This is a genomic window from Paenibacillus sp. ACRRX (genome assembly GCF_022346885.1).
Taxonomy (GTDB): Bacteria; Bacillota; Bacilli; order Paenibacillales; family Paenibacillaceae; genus Paenibacillus_B.
Genome location: NZ_JAKRNK010000002.1, coordinates 538286 through 554300 on the forward strand (window position 1 = coordinate 538286; position 16015 = coordinate 554300).

A 16015-nucleotide genomic window follows, 5' to 3' on the forward strand; every position below is an offset into this window, starting at 1 on the left:
GCATCGACCACATTAATTGATAATGATTATCGATGACGTATTTATCATAAGACCATCCCTTCATTCCGTCAAGAAGTCGCATTCAAATTTATCTGTTATAGGCACAGCAAACAGCCAGAAAGAATTCTCTCTGGCTGTTCTTTAGCATGATACATTCGATACAAACATATTATGTCATCGTCTAAACGTATTCTGCACACGCTCCGAACGAAGAAAATAAGGGATCCAAACTACACAATTGAGGATACTCCGTACCAAATCTTTAGGCGAATTCATGTCAGACATTTCATTTAACAGCGGAATCTGCATAATTAGTGCATAATCAATGATTTGGATAATTGCAAACATAATGTAAAGGGTTATGATTAACTTTGGAAAACTTGATTTCTTGCGATACATCTGGACCAAAGCAAAAATCGAAAGGCCACCTACTACTAGGTTAAGGACAATTTCAAATAAAATAGTTGGCGCCAATAAAGGGTGATAAAATTCCCAACTTTCCGTTGTGATCATATCCCACATATTTTCTGCAAAAACAAAATCCCAACTTTGATAAATCCCTGCAAGATTCATTGCTACAGCAGCGAAAAGCCCCATTTGAACTATAATAAGCCATCCACCTAGACCCGACACGCCCAAAGGAGGCAACGACTCCGCTTGCTTGTTCACAACTTCATTAATTCCCATACTCATCTTATTCCTCTACCCCTATGTCTCTGTTATTTATCTCTATTACCTTTTTGCAAAATGGCAAACAATGAAGCATCTACAAACTTACCTTTTTCAAAGAAGCACGCTCTGAGCAAACCTTCCTCTTGCATGCCGATCTTTGTCAACAGCCTTCTGGAGGCTTCATTCGCAGGATCAATAAACGCTTCAATACGATTCAGCTCCAACTGCTCGAAACCATATCCGACGATCGCATTTACAGCCTCCGACATGATCCCCTGCCGCCAATAGTCTGGATGAAGCTCGTATCCGACTTCCGCTTTAAAATGTTCCTTAAACCAGTTGTGAAAACCACATGTACCGATAACACGGTTTTCGGACTTTAAGGTAATTCCCCAACGGATGCCCTCTTGCCGTTCATATCGGCTCACCCAACTCAAGATGAGCTCACGAGCCTGCTCACAGTTCGTAAAGCTGTCCAGATCATAAAATTCAGTCACCTGATCCAGTGAAAAGTAACTAAACAAATCTTCTGCATCATCTGCTCGTAATTGTCTTAATAGCAATCGATCCGTGTGTAATTCCGGAAATGTCATATTTACCCTCCCTTACCCTATGAGTCAAATAAGCAGGCTTCAAGTACACCATAAATCGCAGCATTTATTGCGGCATACCACAACAGGCCAACCATCTATGTCCCCTTTGTTAGGTATCTCGTCCATCCCATTCCTCATAAAAGCGTGCCAAATAGTCTACCATGTACTGGTGCCGGCTTGCAGCCATTAACTTACCCTGCTCCGTATTCATCAGTTCTTTTAATTTCAGCAATTTCTCATAGAAATGATTGATCGCAGTGCCCTGGTGCTGACGATAGGCAGCATTCGTATCAAAATGAATCGGCTCTATTCCCGGATCATGAATGACTCGGTTCCTGGAGCCGGAATAGGCAAAGACACGAGCGATCCCTACGGCACCGATTGCATCCAAACGATCGGCATCCTGAACAACCATCCCTTCCAATGTCTCCATCAATGGATTATGGCCTCCATTGTATGACATCGTCGAGATGATAAGCATCACTCGCTGCTGCACTGCTTCATCCAGATCAATCGAAGCCATCCAATCGTTTACTTTGGCAAGTCCAGCTTCTTTTGTCGGATTTAATTTCTCATCTGCTACATCATGGAGCAGAGCCGCCAATTCGCAAATAAAGACATCTGCCCCTTCTTTCTGGGCAAGCTTGACAGCCATATTCCGTACCCGAACGATATGCCACCAATCATGTCCGCTGCTGTCATGTTGAAGCTGCTGCTGGACGTAATCCTCCGTAAGCCTGATCCATTGCTGTTGGTCTAACATAATCTATCCTCTCTTTACAATATCCATATTGTTCCTCTAAAGTTTAATCATAACACATTTCTACTATTTCTGAATAGCTTGCTGCTCTAAATGAAAGAAGCCGCATGCGTGTGCATGCGGCTTTCAAGCGTTTCAGTTGATTCTGAGATTGTTACAATATGGTGTCGTCTACGCTGTTAAGCCAATTTTCAATCTCACCAATAACGGAAGCAATACAGCCATCCTGGAAGGGAGAAATAAGACCTGCATATTCAACCAAATTAACAAACGATTGGCTGCCACCAGCTTGACACAGCTTCAAGTAGTCATCCCAGGCTGGTTTGAAATCAGCATTCATACGTTTCCAGAATTGGAAAGCACATAGTTGAGCCAAAGTATAGTCAATGTAATAGAACGGAGTTGAGAAGATATGACCTTGCTTGTGCCAGAAGCCACCGCGCTCCAAGTAGTCATTGTTGTCATAATTGCGATGTGGTAAATATTTCTTCTCAATTGCACGCCAAGCACTCTTACGTTCAGCAGGTGTTGCATCCGGGTTCTCGTATACAAAGTGCTGGAACTCGTCGACAGACACACCGTAAGGAATAAACAGCAATCCGGATGACAAATGATCAAAATGATACTTATCTGTATCTTCTTTAAAGAAGAGCTTCATCCATGGCCATGTAAAGAACTCCATACTCATGGAGTGGATTTCACATGCTTCATAGGTTGGCCAGTTGTATTCCGGCACTTCAAAGTGCTTGCTCTCATATACTTGGAACGCATGCCCTGCTTCATGAGTCAGTACGTCAATATCGCCTGATGTTCCGTTAAAGTTCGAGAAAATAAATGGCGCTTTGTATTCAGGGAAATAAGTACAGTAGCCGCCGCTTTGTTTGCCCTTCTTACTAACCAAATCCATCAAGCCGTTGTTTACCATAAAGGAGAAGAATTCATTCATCTCTGGAGACAACTCTGAATACATGGTTGAACCGTTAGCGACGATCCAGTCTGGATCTCCTTTAGGAGTCGGGTTGCCAGACTTAAAGCTGAAACCTTCATCATAAAACTTAAGTGTGTCTACACCAATTCGGTTGCTTTGGCGTTCTCTCAGCTTCGTTGCTACTGGGACGATATGTTCTAATACCTGATTGCGGAAGTTCGCAACCATATCCGCATTGTAGTCGGTCCGGTTCATACGAGCGTAGCCAAGCCCTACATAATTGTCATAACCAAGCTTCTTTGCAATTTTCGTGCGTACTTTTACCAGATCACTGTATATACGGTCAAATGTTTCTTCATTCTCCGCCATGAACTGATAACGTGCTTCAGAAGCACGGCGTCTCATCTCACGATCTGTAGACTGTTCGAACGGAGTCAATTGAGACAATGTACGCTCTTCACCTTCAAAAACAATTTTAGCGGAAGCAATTAATTGGGAATACTCCGTCGTTAATTTATTTTCCAATTGTAAATCTTCAATTACGTCTGGGCTAAAAGTCTTCAAGGACAGCTCAGCTAATTGGAACAATTGGGCGCCCCACTTATCCTCAAGCTCTGTTCTAAATTTAGAATTAACTAACGCACGATAGTAATCCGTTATGTACTCTTGAATGACCGGACCCATTTCATCCATATACTCTTGTTCTGCTTTGTAAAATTCGTCCGTCGTGTCGATAGAATGTCGCACGCTTACGATTGTTGCTTGTGTGTCGATGCTGCCGCGTAAATGATTAATGTCTGCCATGTATTTATCCTGCTCTTCGAAGCTGGAAGCTGAATTAAAGCCATTTAACAATTCTTTAAACCGTTGTTCAATTTCTTTAATGTCAGGACGTTCATACTTAAATTCATTAAACTTCATAGTACACGCTTCCTTTCAATTTATAATCTACGTTCTATTATACAAAATCTTAACCTAACAATACCATTAATTTGTAATATATTTTAAGTTGTTAGATCGGCGTAAAATATGAGGCACTACGCTTATCCAATCGCTCTATCGTTGTCCACGATGGCTTGAACCTCGATTTCTACAAGTAAATCCGGATCAATTAATGCCTTTACTTCCACCATCGTTGCTACCGGCCTAATCGTGTTAAAGTACTCCCCATGGGCCCTCCCAATATCCTCCCATGCAGAAATATCCGTCACAAACATACGGGTCCGTACTACATCCGATAGGCTTGCTCCCACCTGTGCCAGCACCTGTTCAATCGTCTGTAAAATGTATCTGGTCTGTTCATACGCATTGCCAACTGCTATGACTTTCCCATCCTTCATTGCTGTTGTCCCCGCTACCTCCACAACATTCCCTACTCTAATCGCTCTACTATAGCCTACTAGAGGCTCCCATGGAGAGCCTGTGCTTACGTGTTCACGACTGGACATCATGATTACCCCCCTTCTATGCCTTATGTTTATGTTATAATCAACACTTACAAATATACGCATCCTGCATCCACTTTTACAACAATCGGATGACTGCTATAGAATAGAGGATCTGCATTTATCTGGCTTTGTGGAAAATCAGACGGTTACCAAATGGATCGCTAATAGCCATTTCTGTCGCCTGATCGTCAAGTCCAGGTCGTGCATATCGATATGGCCGGGAATGAAGCAGCTGATGGAATGCTTGAATATCACTGACTTCTATTCGAAGTCCTCCACCTGGGCAGCAATCTCCATAATGTTCTGTCAAATGAATGACGCATTCGCCCCAAGATACCTGCATATACAGTGGGAAGTCATCACCGTAACGATGCTCCCAGTCCACTTGGAAGCCCAAGTACTCCACGTAGAATTCTCGAGCTTTTGCCACGTCAAATATGCGCAGCATCGGTATCGAGCTCTTCATCAAGATCACGTGATCCATTATACTTCCTCCATTCTGCAAACCACATATTTGATTATCAGGGGTAAAAAAGCTCTGTAAATTCTACCTGCTGTTACGATACATTATATTCCATCTTCATCGATTTTGACGAGCCAATTACGTTCCCTGCACATGCTCCGCTGCCGCTGCACCACGCTAAGTATCGGCCAAAAACAAAAAAATCTGCAGCATAAGCTGCAGACCCCATCTTATATCCTATATGTAGCACAAGTATAATTAGTCGCGATATCTCCCAAACACTTGCTTCTCTAGTTCACGAACACGGAACAGCAGTTCCTCCAACTCAAAGTGAGGCAGCATAGAACGTTGTTGAACAGGCTGCGTAACTGGTGGTTGTGCAGGCTGAGACGGCTGCATAAATTGAGGAGGCTGCACAGGAATCGACGGCTGCTGCCGCTGATGAGCAGCACGTGCATTAAGTTCGTCAATCTGCTTCTGCATATCTCGAATAACCACAGCGAACTTCTGGTAGTCCACAATAATGCGGTCCAAAAACTCGTTGACCTCATCCGAATCATATCCCCGCATACGGGTTGCAAATTCTTTCTCGTGAATCTCAAGTGCCGTCAGCTCAATACCAACGTGCTGTAGTGAATCCGGTTTATTGGGCTTATTCATAATAGTAATATTCTCCTTCCCTACAAGTAACCACTCTATTTTAACACAAAATTGTGCTTCATTTCTCCCTAAGAACAGGTAAATTGTCCCGCCTACCTAAAGACTAGGCGATCCATGCCACCTCAAACCTTATTAAAGCGATAAATGAAAACATGTTGTGATTCAGATCAACATTCAAATGCTCATGATATGCAGCTGTTTGCGAATATAAGTAGTCAACTGAGACTTCTCCACTTCAGGCACACCTTCAACTAGCCTTGCGGCTGCTACCGGGATCATCCAATCCTCTATCTCCTTCAGCTGCATTCCAGTTAACTGCACATAAGACTTTTTATAATGGTACACGAGCTGCCTCCTTATATAAGAAAGCAATGATTGTAACCAGCGGGAAGTTCCTTCAGGCACTGCTCCCATCTCCAACAACAATATCGTTCTCGCTGCGTCTCCAGCAGGATTGCCAGACATCCCGGTCATCCAATCTAAGACCCATTCTTGTTTCCGGTCAATCATGACATTATCAGGATGGAAGTCTCCGTGGCATAATTGTCTGCCTTCTGGTAAGCTGAGCAATTGGTCCATGACCCTCTTTTTCTCAGCGTGGGTTAAACTGGGGGCCTGCTCAATTCTCTCTGCCAACACACGATGCTGCTGTGGCAGCTCCTGAATGGATGCAGCGTGTATGGCCGTATGCAGCCTAGCAAGACGTTTCCCTTCGCTCCGTATGTTCCACGGTCTGCTTCCGATCAAACTTAACATTGTCCTCCCAGCTAAACGTTCATATACAATACCTATACGTTGTTCATATTCGAGAAGTTCAATTGGCTTAGGCCCGGAAACACCCATCTGATATACAAGTTGACTAATACGAAACTCTTCTTCCGCAAATGATCGAGGAATGTGAGGTCTGAACCATTTTAGTACGTAGCATTCGCCATAACCAAGTATTTCTGCTGTTCGTCCTTGTGCTACTCTTGCATTCTGCACACTCATGATTCCAACTTCTTTCTTATTTCCATTGCAACGCACATTCAATTATAATGCTAGTATTAAATACTTTCCAATTTACCTTTCAAAGAACGAGGAGATTAGTTATGACATCGGATATGGCAACAATTGAAGACCTTATTAAGCTGGATATTCGGATCGGTACCGTCATTCATGCTGAGCCCTTTCCGGAGGCAGCCAAGCCCGCTATTAAATTGCAGATTGATTTTGGTTCATTGGGCATTAAGGCATCTTCTGCACAAATAACGAGACGTTATGAGCCGAACAAACTTATTGGACGACAAATTGTAGCTGTGGTTAATTTTCCGCCGCGTCGAATTGCAGGTTATAAGTCAGAAGTTCTTGTCCTGGGCGGCGTGCCAGAGGAAGGGGACGTTATATTGTTAGCGCCTGAGTTTCCTGTCGCGAACGGGACCCCAATAGCCTAATTAAATAAGATTAGAACATACGGGCACAAATACAACAATTCGTATGGAGCCCGTATGTTTAAAGATCCATGAATCATAGAATCTGTTTCCCTCTGCTATCTGACTTCTCCGCGCTAATTTTTATTACCTTCCAGGAACAAGAATAGCGGAATCCGCATTCTCCTCAGAAAAGCCTCTTCATTAGCAAATTGTACCCTTCGTGGCTTGGATTCACGAAGACTGCCCACAACAAAGCCTGCTCCCTGCAGGGCAACATAATAATCCTCCACTGTCCGATGGAACTTCAACGCTATTCCACCCAGCCACTCCTGTTTACGGACACCTGTATCAAAGTATCCGTCCACTATCCAATCCTGCTTTAGCCCCTCCTGTCTGGTCATACCAAAGGAGGAAGTCATAACAGGATGTTCCACAGAGAAGACAAAACTTCCGCCTGAACACAACGAAGCAAACACTTTGCCAAACAAAGCGTCCAAATCCTCAATGTAATGTAAAGCTAATCTTGAAATGACTAGATCATACGTGTTGGTTGGATTCATCCAATCTTCCATAGCGGTATGTATGACTTTACTGTTGCTGCGATTAAGCACCTGCTTCGACCGAGCTACCATGTTCTGCGAGCCTTCAATACCAATATAAGAAGAAGCTCCAAGATCTAACAACTCATTTCCAAATGAACCTGTGCCGCATCCCAAATCACAAATGTGCTTCATGCCAACATTGCCAATCATCTCCATCACAATAGGTTTCTCTATTGTGTCATTTACATTATCGTTCCAAGATCTCCGTTCAATATAGTTATCAAAAGTTTGCTGATTATCATAGAATTCATAACCTCGCTGCGTCATCTGATTCCTCCACCATCATTCGTTCAAATTGCATCACCTTTTCTGCGATAACAAATACACGGCTCTTTCAGAAATAACATCCGCAGATGCTAGATGAGAACATGATCATGTATAATATTGCCCTAGATCAGCCCTACAACCCAACTAATAAAATAAGCTGCAGGCACGATTAGTGCTTGTGCCAGCAACGTACCCAAAAAGCGTGAGGTCATAAGCAAAGTATAAATCTTCCCCAGTTGCTGTCTTGACTGTTCATCACGCAGGGCTTTATCGGTAATGAGCCCCAATTGCGGGTCAATAAATATAGTAAGTAAAATCGTCGCAACGCCATTAATGATGCCAGAAGCTTGAGAAGCGGTTGTACTGAACGCCGGTAATAGATGAGCTGCATATAAGGACGAGAGTACACCCACCGTGTAAAAGGCCGTCACAATGACATTTAATAAGATAAAGCGCTTGGGTATGCCCAGCACTCTGAATTGCTGCAATCTTAATGATGGTCTCTTCAAGTAGTGCTTGGTGTTTTTTAATTGGCCAATCGTCACGCTTGATACTAATCGCGGAATCGAGCCTGCTATCTCCAGTTTTGCAATTATTCTGCCAAACAAATTTACAAACGTCGGAAACAAAATAATAGCCATGATCGTCCCAATGGACGCTGCAAATAAAATAATACGAAGATGGCCAAGCAAGTCAAAAGTGGGATGCAATTTTGCGTAATCAACAAATTTGGCGGTTAGCGGCGCTTGAATCAAATTAGCTGTTCTTGACACGAGTACGATAATTCCTGTTAAAGATAACGCAACCGCTATCTTGTTTAATTTAACACCAGCATATCTTACCGAATAAGACAAAGTCTCAGCCGTATGGATAATCATTGTAAGAATAAATACTACGATCAGGCTGTTGGTCATTCCTATTTCAACTCCATTACCAGTAGATCGATTCAGTAATCATCTGAGAATTAGCATGCCCCTTAGTTAGTAAGTTAAGGATCGGTGCTACTACTGAACCGTCTAATAGATTATTATTGCAGTGTCTCCATTGTGGCCTCCTTATTAGTTAAGCGCTCACCATGTCGTTAACGATGATGTTGCGCGTATAGAGGAATCGCCCTAATCAAACATTGAACAACCCATCAGACGTACGAGTTGTCCATATTTCTCATAAATCTTTCTATTTCCATTCCATTATTATATAACTTCATGATCATTCGTGTAACACTCCCGTCCAAGTTCCTCATAGTTCCTCCATATCTAATTTCCATTTACAGCAAAAAACCGCTAATTTAGCGGCCCTGTAACCCTATTACTTGCGGATAAATGTAAAACAGTACACACACCCGTAACTTAAAATGGTAATGCCGAAAATAAGGAGCGAAAAAGAGCTGAGGTGATATAAACGAACGGGATCAAAGAGCATATGGTACAACTCTTGTATCCGAATACCCGGCTTGGTGAGCAGGTCCCAACTGTTCCAGCGCACAAACCTGCCAATATAGATGCCCACACTGCTCAGAGCCAACACGACGATAGCAAACGACCAGCCCGTAATCCAGCCGAACGATCGGGCCACTAACGAGTGCAGGATGTAGAGGGAATAGATCCCAAGCGTTAAGCCTATCCAAGCTGCGGAAACAAAGACAAGCAGATGATGCCAAAATTCGATGTCATGCGTAAACCGGATCCCTGCCGCAGGCTTATAATGCACAAAGGGATGGAGCATGTCCGTAATCAAGTAAGCTGAATTGGGATAAAAAGCCAACCATACCAGACCTAACAGCGACATGATTAAGACTCTGATCCTATGACTTGTCCACTTGCCCCAATATACGAGTTCAATCAGCAGTACACAGAAAACAGGGACCCATGCCAAAAATATATCCCAATGTAAAAAGGTATACACGTTGCGTCCTGTATACTGTCTTATATAACTTGCCAAGAACAAACAAGCTAGCGAGAACGCACATAAAATACCGAGTATTGCCAGTCTGCTTTGCACATGCTTCATCCGCAGCAAACGAGTACCCTCCATTCCTACGTAGAAATGTATACAAAGACATCCATCATCAGTTCATGCCAACTTCCTCCATTTTCTTTCTTTAAAGATGGCGTATCAATGCACTGCATCCCCTATGATCATGGAAACTACAATGCCCATCATGTATGTCAACAATTATAGAAATCGATATTGGGATATTGATTTAAATACATTAGATGTAAGAGGGCCACCGTCAGCGCGATACCTATCAGGATCAAATGAGGCGGCCCCTATAAGTTGGCATAAACTCTTCATGTAGATCAATCTAGGCATATCGTCCTCACTCACTAAAAAATTCATCTACAATAAAGGCTTCACTTGATACCTTTTCACAGTCACTGGTTGTGCGAACTGAACATGCTCAATATTACGCTCGGCCATTTCATCCAACATTTTCAACAATATACGCCCTGTCAACACGCTGTCTCCAAGCGCATCATGCCTTCTAATATTAGTATCAGCGACGTTATAGTATTGAATTAAATAATCCATAAACAAAATATCCGAAATTTCCGGATGAAGATATGAAAATAGTGCTTTAATGTCCAGACATGGTGAATCGAGCATTTGTAAGCGATTTCTAGAACATTCCTGATGTAATAAGGGGAGGTCGAATTCGTAACCGGCGTGTGTGACTAGAATACTATCTTTTGTAAATTCAACAAAATCTTTGTAAATAACTTGTAAGGGGGGAGCATCTTCGATATCTGCATTATAGATGCCAGTAAATCGTTCAATTGCGGCTGGAATCGGCTTCGGGGACTTAATATTGGTCTTAAATACTTTGGCTTGTTGAATCTGCTGATGCTCAATGATGACCGCGCCGATCTGAATAATATGTTCTGTTTCGTGGTTAAGCCCTGTTGCTTCAACATCAAATACGCAGAACCTTTGTGCTTGAATATTGTGAATCATTAACCCCGATACATGATAATCTTGATCCGACACGTAATTGATCTCCATTGAACTCACCTCAACTTAGATTTAATCGGCCTCTGCCTAGTTTATGACGCGACCACGCTTACAATGACGCTGGTCATCGACGGTGAACGTCAACTACGAGGATAAGGCCATTCTATCTATTACGAACTAAGGCAGATTCAAAACAACGCTTAAATTGATTCTGACTGCCTTAGGATGAATAGCGTGAGTAAATGATTCCAATACTGGATTACTTTAAGTACCGCTCTTGAATGATATTAAGATGATGGATTTCATGCCCTGCTATGATATAAGCAAGCGCGCGGGCGGTTACTCTGCTGCTATTAGCAATACCTTCCCTTAGCCAAGCTGATTCTTCCATCCCATTACACAATGAGATCGTAGCATGACGAACTGCGAGATAATCCGCTTGAAGCTGTTGGATGGAATGGGTTGCAAAAGATGCGCTTTTCACATACGCCTCATCATCATAACCTGCCAGCGGCGTGGCATCTCCCCGAGCGATGCGAAGCAAGCGGTAGCTCATAATACGCTCCGTATCAGCAAGATGGCCAAACACTTGCTTTATACTCCATTTATCTGGAGCGTACTTATGATTTGCCTGGGTTTCCGTTAGCGTATCCAACAGATTAACACTGACTAGGATCTGCTCCTTTAGACGCTCAATTACGTTCCCTTCAGAGACTAAACCTATGTACTTCTCATAATAAATATCATACTCTCCAATTAATGGTCGTTCTGGCATCCCTTGTTTCCTCCAGTTCACAAGCTTCTAAAATGACTTGTCGTATTATTTCTGAATGAAGACCTATTCACGTTCAGCGTCAACACTTGCCATATGAGGTTGAGTAAAGCTTTGGATATAGTATACATCATCCTCAGCTTCTTTACATTAAATCCCTGTGATGATTGTAATAAGCAGCTCCTTACAATTTCTCGTACGTATACAAGTCCCCATTACGAGGGACATTAACGGATGGTCCTTCATAGCCCCGCACCCGCAGCTGTTTATTTAATACTTTAATAAACATCCCATGGCTGACGACCAATACGTTGTCTACTTGATACGACTCTATTAGATCGATTACGTGCTGCGCACGTGCAGTAACTTGAACTCTCGATTCCAGCTGAGAACGGTGTGCAAAGTACCACGCAATCCGGCCTAACGCTAGCCATATATTAGTATGAAGCCGCACTCGCAATCGCAGAATTGGAGCTATGTCAATTTCTCTTAAAAGGTTCAGACATTGAATATCACCTGAATATACGATATTTGCCGTGTCTCGTGGACGTATCAGGTCACTTGATAAACATATATTCCAATCCGTATCCATTACCTGAGTCTGATCGGGAATAATGTTCGAATGGTTATAGTCTACTATCCATTGGTCGAATTCATCTGCTGTCATCCAATGGTTAGCAGGCGTCCAATCCACTTTAAAGTGCCTCATTAAGCCAATTTTCATTGTGATCCTCCTGTTTACAGCGTGTGAGCTAACTTACCTCGTTAATGCTCCTTTCATTTCTATGATTATATTATATTGGACAACTAGAGCAAACCTCATTTTCTTTTCATAATATACGTAAAAAACCGTTGTTGAAAGAGTGCTTCCCCCTTCCATCAACGGTCTGACACAGCCTATTTTTTGTGCTGCTCATCAATCTTACATTTGGCCCATCATATGTGACATATCATTTCGATCTCTCATCATTGAACCGTCATGAACTTGACGATTGCGATCTGATTTTCCATGGCAGTTCTTTTCCATTTGATCAATCTGTTTCTCCGTCATCTCAGGATGCATCTCTCTCATATAAGACATTCGATCTGTCTTGCTTGTCATATCCTTGTTCATCCATGCCGAAGCGGCATAAGCACCTGTACCTAGCGCCAAGGTGAGCACCAAACTAGCTGTAAATATCCAACGACGTTTTTTCATGTTGATCTCCTCCTCTGGCTCCAGTATATCTTCAAATTGTGTAGAATTGATGTAATCCATCTAATAGCTACGTTTCACTTGATATTTTGGCCATCAGTTAGTAGATTTGTTAGTTGTCGCCTGAAGCTCCGCTTCAATCATGGCTTTTAAAGACTCATAATCCCCATCTGGCGCCATCTTCCCATTTATAAATATAGTTGGTGTACCGCCTACTTCAAACTTGCGTGCCACTTCAATATCCGCATTTACCATAGATTCGAATTCCTTGGCTTGAAGCTTGCTTTGGAAATCACTTTGATCTACTTCTGGAAAATGCTCCTCCATTAATTGAATGAGAAATGTTTCGTTGGCCCATGCCTCTTTTTTAGCACCTTGCTTCTCATTCATTAATTCATGATAGCGCCAGAACAAACCTTCATCCTGCTTGTGGAGGTACTCTCCCGCTAACGCCGCTAATGTGGAGTCAGGAGCTAGAAAAGGGTCATTCATATAATAAAATGCAGCTTTCCCTGTCTTCACATAGTCACGCTCAAGCAGCGGATATATCGTATCCGTCCATACTTTGCAAGACGGACATTTGTAGTCACCAAATTCTACGATTTGGACTGAAGCTTTTCGGTCTCCCTTTACAGGCTGTTGCGATAGATTCATTTGTGCAGTAACTGTATCCAAAGCTAGCGTTGCAGTTGCCACCTGTTGGTCATCCGTTTTTTTCTTCTCCCATGAAGTCATGCCTAGTATAAACACACCCACCAAGATCACTGCCGCAGCCAGCGTAATGAAAAACACGCGGTTTCTTTTCATTTTATGACAACCCCTGTCTTGTTATAGTCTTCGTATGTATAGGATCGATGTTGGATAAGCCATTATATCGAATTGTCGCAGCGTTTCGGTATGCTCTTTTTCACATGTACCTGCCTAAATAAGCAGTGCCATCAGTGACAAATAACCCGAATATATGACAAATCGCTCAAAAGGGCCCCGTACACATATTCCATACATTTATCTGATATCATCAGCAGGGAGAAATGACTAACTTTCTATTCGAGCTCCAATTTTCGAAAATGGTTTATTCAAGGTACAATGCACTTACGTACTTTTTTAATACTGGGGGAATTCCTAATGAGGTTTGCTGAGACTCCTGCACAATATCGTATCCTTGTCGTTGATGATGAGGCTAACATGCGCAATTTATTACGGATTCATCTGAAACGTCACGGATATGGGATAACGGAAACGGCAAGCGGTGAAGAAGCACTTCGACTGCTCCGTGAAGAGAAGTACGATCTCATTATCCTTGATATTATGATGCCCGGCATAGACGGCTGGGAAGTATGCTCCACGATCCGCGAAACGATGAACATTCCCATATTAATGCTGACTGCACGCAGCGATACGCAGGATCTTGTCAGCGGCTTTAACCACGGAGCAGATGATTATCTGGTTAAGCCCTTTATTCCGGCCGAGCTCATCGCGCGTATTGGGGCTTTGCTTAGGCGTACGCATCAGTTCAACATGGCAGAAAGCAAAGAAGAGCAGCTGCAAATACGATTTCCTAACTTGGAAATTAATGTGGATAGTCATGAAGTTAGTATCAACGGCACCCTTATTGACTTTACGCCAAAAGAATTTGAACTACTGCATCTGCTCGCGGCAAGCCCGCAGCGGGCTTATTCGCGCGATCTCATCCTAGACAAGCTCTGGTCTATCGACTTTGTTGGAGACAGCCGCTCCGTTGATAATCATGTCAAGAACATTCGCGATAAATCGGATCGCGCCGGGCTTGGCTATGATCCAATTCAGACGGTATGGGGCGTCGGCTACAAATTCAATCTAAAAGGTACTCCGATATGAACAGACCGTGGAAACGAATTGATGTTAAGATCGGATTTACGATCATGTCGTTGTTTCTTATCATCATTGTCCCGATGAGTTTGATCACAGAACGTATTTTAACGAGCTATAATGTCCAGCAAGAGCATCGGAAAACAAATGAACTGGCTATACACCTTATTACGATGATGAGCGCAGGTGACAATATTAATTTGGATGCCATATCAACTATGGCAGAGTTTACGCAGGTTCATGTGTTTGTCCTTGATCCAGAGGGTAAGCTTGCGGCCAAGAGCAAGCATCATCATGGGATCGGCTTTACCTTTTTGACAGCAGCGAACTTGGAACAGTTGCGCCAGGGTCACCCACTCGACACAGAGATGCGTTTAAACAAAGAAAATTACATCGTGGCAGGACTGCCTATGATGATTGAGGATCGCTTTCGCGGAGCCGTTATTGTGGCGAGCTCCTTGCAAACAGTGGAGGAATTTATTGCAGAAGTTCGACAAGTTCTGTTGCTGTCTACGCTTGGCTTGATTGTCATTGCCATTGGATTCACCTATTTGTTGTCACGGAAAATGTCCAAGCCCCTGCTCCAGATGGCAAGCGCAACACGACATATTGCGGCAGGCAAGCTGAATACGCGCGTTCCGGTTCATTCCGACGATGAGATTGGTGTGCTCGCACGTTCTATTAATGAGCTGGCTGTTGAATTAAAGCATTATCGGGATTCACGCAATGAATTTATCGCTAATATTTCGCATGAATTAAAGACACCGATAACTTATTTAGAAGGATACGCGCAGGTGATCGAGGAGGAATTATACGAAAGTGAGGAGGAAAAGAAGCGATACTTGGCAATTATCGGCTCAGAGGCCAGAAGATTGGATCGAATCATCCACGATCTGTTTGATTTGTCCAAAATGGAAGAAGGTCAGATCAGCATGAAATTGGAGCACGTTGATATTCGTTTAATTACGGCGTATGCCGTAGAAAAAGTATTACGCCTCGCGACTGAGAAAGGGCTTAATCTTGAAGTCGAAGCTGGGGACCCGCCATTATTCGTATGGGGCGACCCGGTACGACTGGAACAATTGTTGTTAAATTTACTCGACAACGCCATTCGGTACACGAAGCAGGGCAGCATTCATGTATCTATTCTCCCCTCCGAGGCGCAAGTTCAAATCCATATTAGGGACACCGGTCAAGGTATTCCAGAAGCGGAGTTGCCCTACATATTTGAACGCTTCTACCGCGTGGAAAAGTCACGTTCACGCGAACATGGCGGCTCTGGACTCGGCCTTGCCATCGCCGCTAAGCTCACAGCACTTCATGGAGGCACATTACGAGCAGAGAGCTTAATAGAACAAGGAACTACATTTATTGTTATGCTTCCACGGTCACAGCCATCTGATCTTGTTACAATCGCCACAGGGCATTAGAAACAGCATTAGC

19 protein-coding genes are annotated in these 16015 nt (G+C 43.1%); 3 read left to right on the forward strand and 16 right to left on the reverse strand.

Annotated features, from left to right (window positions below; all coding sequences use genetic code 11):
- Positions 1–174: 174 nt before the first annotated feature.
- The 8 genes from MH117_RS07845 to MH117_RS07880 all read right to left on the reverse strand — a co-directional run bounded on the left by MH117_RS07845 (position 175) and on the right by MH117_RS07880 (position 6514).
- Positions 175–693 carry a DUF2569 domain-containing protein gene (locus tag MH117_RS07845; protein ID WP_239328125.1) on the reverse strand — a complete coding sequence of 173 codons (519 nt, stop codon included), beginning with the start codon at positions 691–693 and terminating at the stop codon, positions 175–177.
- Between the two features lie 26 nt (positions 694–719).
- Entirely contained in the window at positions 720–1265 is a 546-nt protein-coding gene (locus tag MH117_RS07850; protein WP_239328126.1) for a GNAT family N-acetyltransferase, read from the reverse strand.
- Between the two features lie 109 nt (positions 1266–1374).
- Positions 1375–2028, reverse strand: a complete 654-nt coding sequence (locus MH117_RS07855) for an HD domain-containing protein (RefSeq protein WP_239328127.1) — start codon at positions 2026–2028, stop codon at positions 1375–1377.
- 151 nt (positions 2029–2179) lie between these two features.
- On the reverse strand, positions 2180–3874 hold the full coding sequence (locus MH117_RS07860) for a M3 family oligoendopeptidase (RefSeq protein ID WP_239328128.1): 1695 nt from the start codon (positions 3872–3874) through the stop codon (positions 2180–2182).
- A 122-nt stretch (positions 3875–3996) separates the two neighbouring features.
- Entirely contained in the window at positions 3997–4401 is a 405-nt protein-coding gene (locus tag MH117_RS07865; RefSeq protein WP_239328129.1) for a RidA family protein, read from the reverse strand.
- A 118-nt stretch (positions 4402–4519) separates the two neighbouring features.
- Positions 4520–4885 (reverse strand): glyoxalase superfamily protein, encoded by a 366-nt coding sequence (locus MH117_RS07870; protein ID WP_239328130.1) that lies wholly within the window; start codon positions 4883–4885, stop codon positions 4520–4522.
- Between the two features lie 237 nt (positions 4886–5122).
- Positions 5123–5524 (reverse strand): DivIVA domain-containing protein, encoded by a 402-nt coding sequence (locus MH117_RS07875; RefSeq protein WP_239328131.1) that lies wholly within the window; start codon positions 5522–5524, stop codon positions 5123–5125.
- A gap of 174 nt (positions 5525–5698) precedes the next feature.
- Complete coding sequence (locus MH117_RS07880) at positions 5699–6514, reverse strand: aminoglycoside phosphotransferase family protein (protein ID WP_239328132.1); 816 nt, start codon at positions 6512–6514, stop codon at positions 5699–5701.
- Positions 6515–6627: 113 nt separating this feature from the next.
- On the opposite strand from MH117_RS07880, the gene csaA reads away from it, so the two are divergent.
- A complete protein-coding gene (gene csaA / locus MH117_RS07885; RefSeq protein WP_239328682.1) occupies positions 6628–6957 on the forward strand; it encodes a chaperone CsaA in 330 nt (109 codons plus the stop codon).
- 113 nt (positions 6958–7070) lie between these two features.
- Here csaA and MH117_RS07890 read toward each other — a convergent pair whose 3' ends face one another.
- The 8 genes from MH117_RS07890 to MH117_RS07925 form a co-directional block, all read right to left on the reverse strand.
- A complete protein-coding gene (locus MH117_RS07890) occupies positions 7071–7805 on the reverse strand; it encodes a class I SAM-dependent DNA methyltransferase (protein WP_239328133.1) in 735 nt (244 codons plus the stop codon).
- Positions 7806–7927: 122 nt separating this feature from the next.
- Positions 7928–8719 carry a lipid II flippase Amj family protein gene (locus MH117_RS07895; RefSeq protein ID WP_239328134.1) on the reverse strand — a complete coding sequence of 264 codons (792 nt, stop codon included), beginning with the start codon at positions 8717–8719 and terminating at the stop codon, positions 7928–7930.
- A gap of 394 nt (positions 8720–9113) precedes the next feature.
- Positions 9114–9815: a DUF1361 domain-containing protein gene (locus MH117_RS07900; RefSeq protein WP_239328683.1), complete on the reverse strand. Its 702-nt coding sequence runs from the start codon at positions 9813–9815 to the stop codon at positions 9114–9116.
- Positions 9816–10145: 330 nt separating this feature from the next.
- Positions 10146–10793, reverse strand: coding sequence for a 3'-5' exonuclease (locus tag MH117_RS07905; RefSeq protein ID WP_239328135.1), 648 nt, complete (start codon positions 10791–10793; stop codon positions 10146–10148).
- A 223-nt stretch (positions 10794–11016) separates the two neighbouring features.
- The gene (locus MH117_RS07910; RefSeq protein ID WP_239328136.1) at positions 11017–11532 is read right to left on the reverse strand and encodes a DinB family protein; all 516 of its coding nucleotides are present in this window, start codon (positions 11530–11532) and stop codon (positions 11017–11019) included.
- Positions 11533–11713: 181 nt separating this feature from the next.
- On the reverse strand, positions 11714–12253 hold the full coding sequence (locus MH117_RS07915) for a histidine phosphatase family protein (protein ID WP_239328137.1): 540 nt from the start codon (positions 12251–12253) through the stop codon (positions 11714–11716).
- 198 nt (positions 12254–12451) lie between these two features.
- Entirely contained in the window at positions 12452–12727 is a 276-nt protein-coding gene (locus MH117_RS07920) for a hypothetical protein (RefSeq protein WP_239328138.1), read from the reverse strand.
- Positions 12728–12820: 93 nt separating this feature from the next.
- On the reverse strand, positions 12821–13531 hold the full coding sequence (locus tag MH117_RS07925; protein ID WP_239328139.1) for a DsbA family protein: 711 nt from the start codon (positions 13529–13531) through the stop codon (positions 12821–12823).
- A gap of 318 nt (positions 13532–13849) precedes the next feature.
- Between MH117_RS07925 and MH117_RS07930 the strand changes: the two genes are divergently transcribed.
- Both MH117_RS07930 and MH117_RS07935 read left to right on the forward strand, forming a co-directional pair.
- Positions 13850–14581, forward strand: coding sequence for a response regulator transcription factor (locus MH117_RS07930; protein ID WP_239328140.1), 732 nt, complete (start codon positions 13850–13852; stop codon positions 14579–14581).
- Complete coding sequence (locus MH117_RS07935) at positions 14578–16002, forward strand: sensor histidine kinase (protein WP_239328141.1); 1425 nt, start codon at positions 14578–14580, stop codon at positions 16000–16002. Before MH117_RS07930 ends, MH117_RS07935 begins: the two co-directional genes overlap by 4 nt.
- Positions 16003–16015 lie beyond the last annotated feature (13 nt).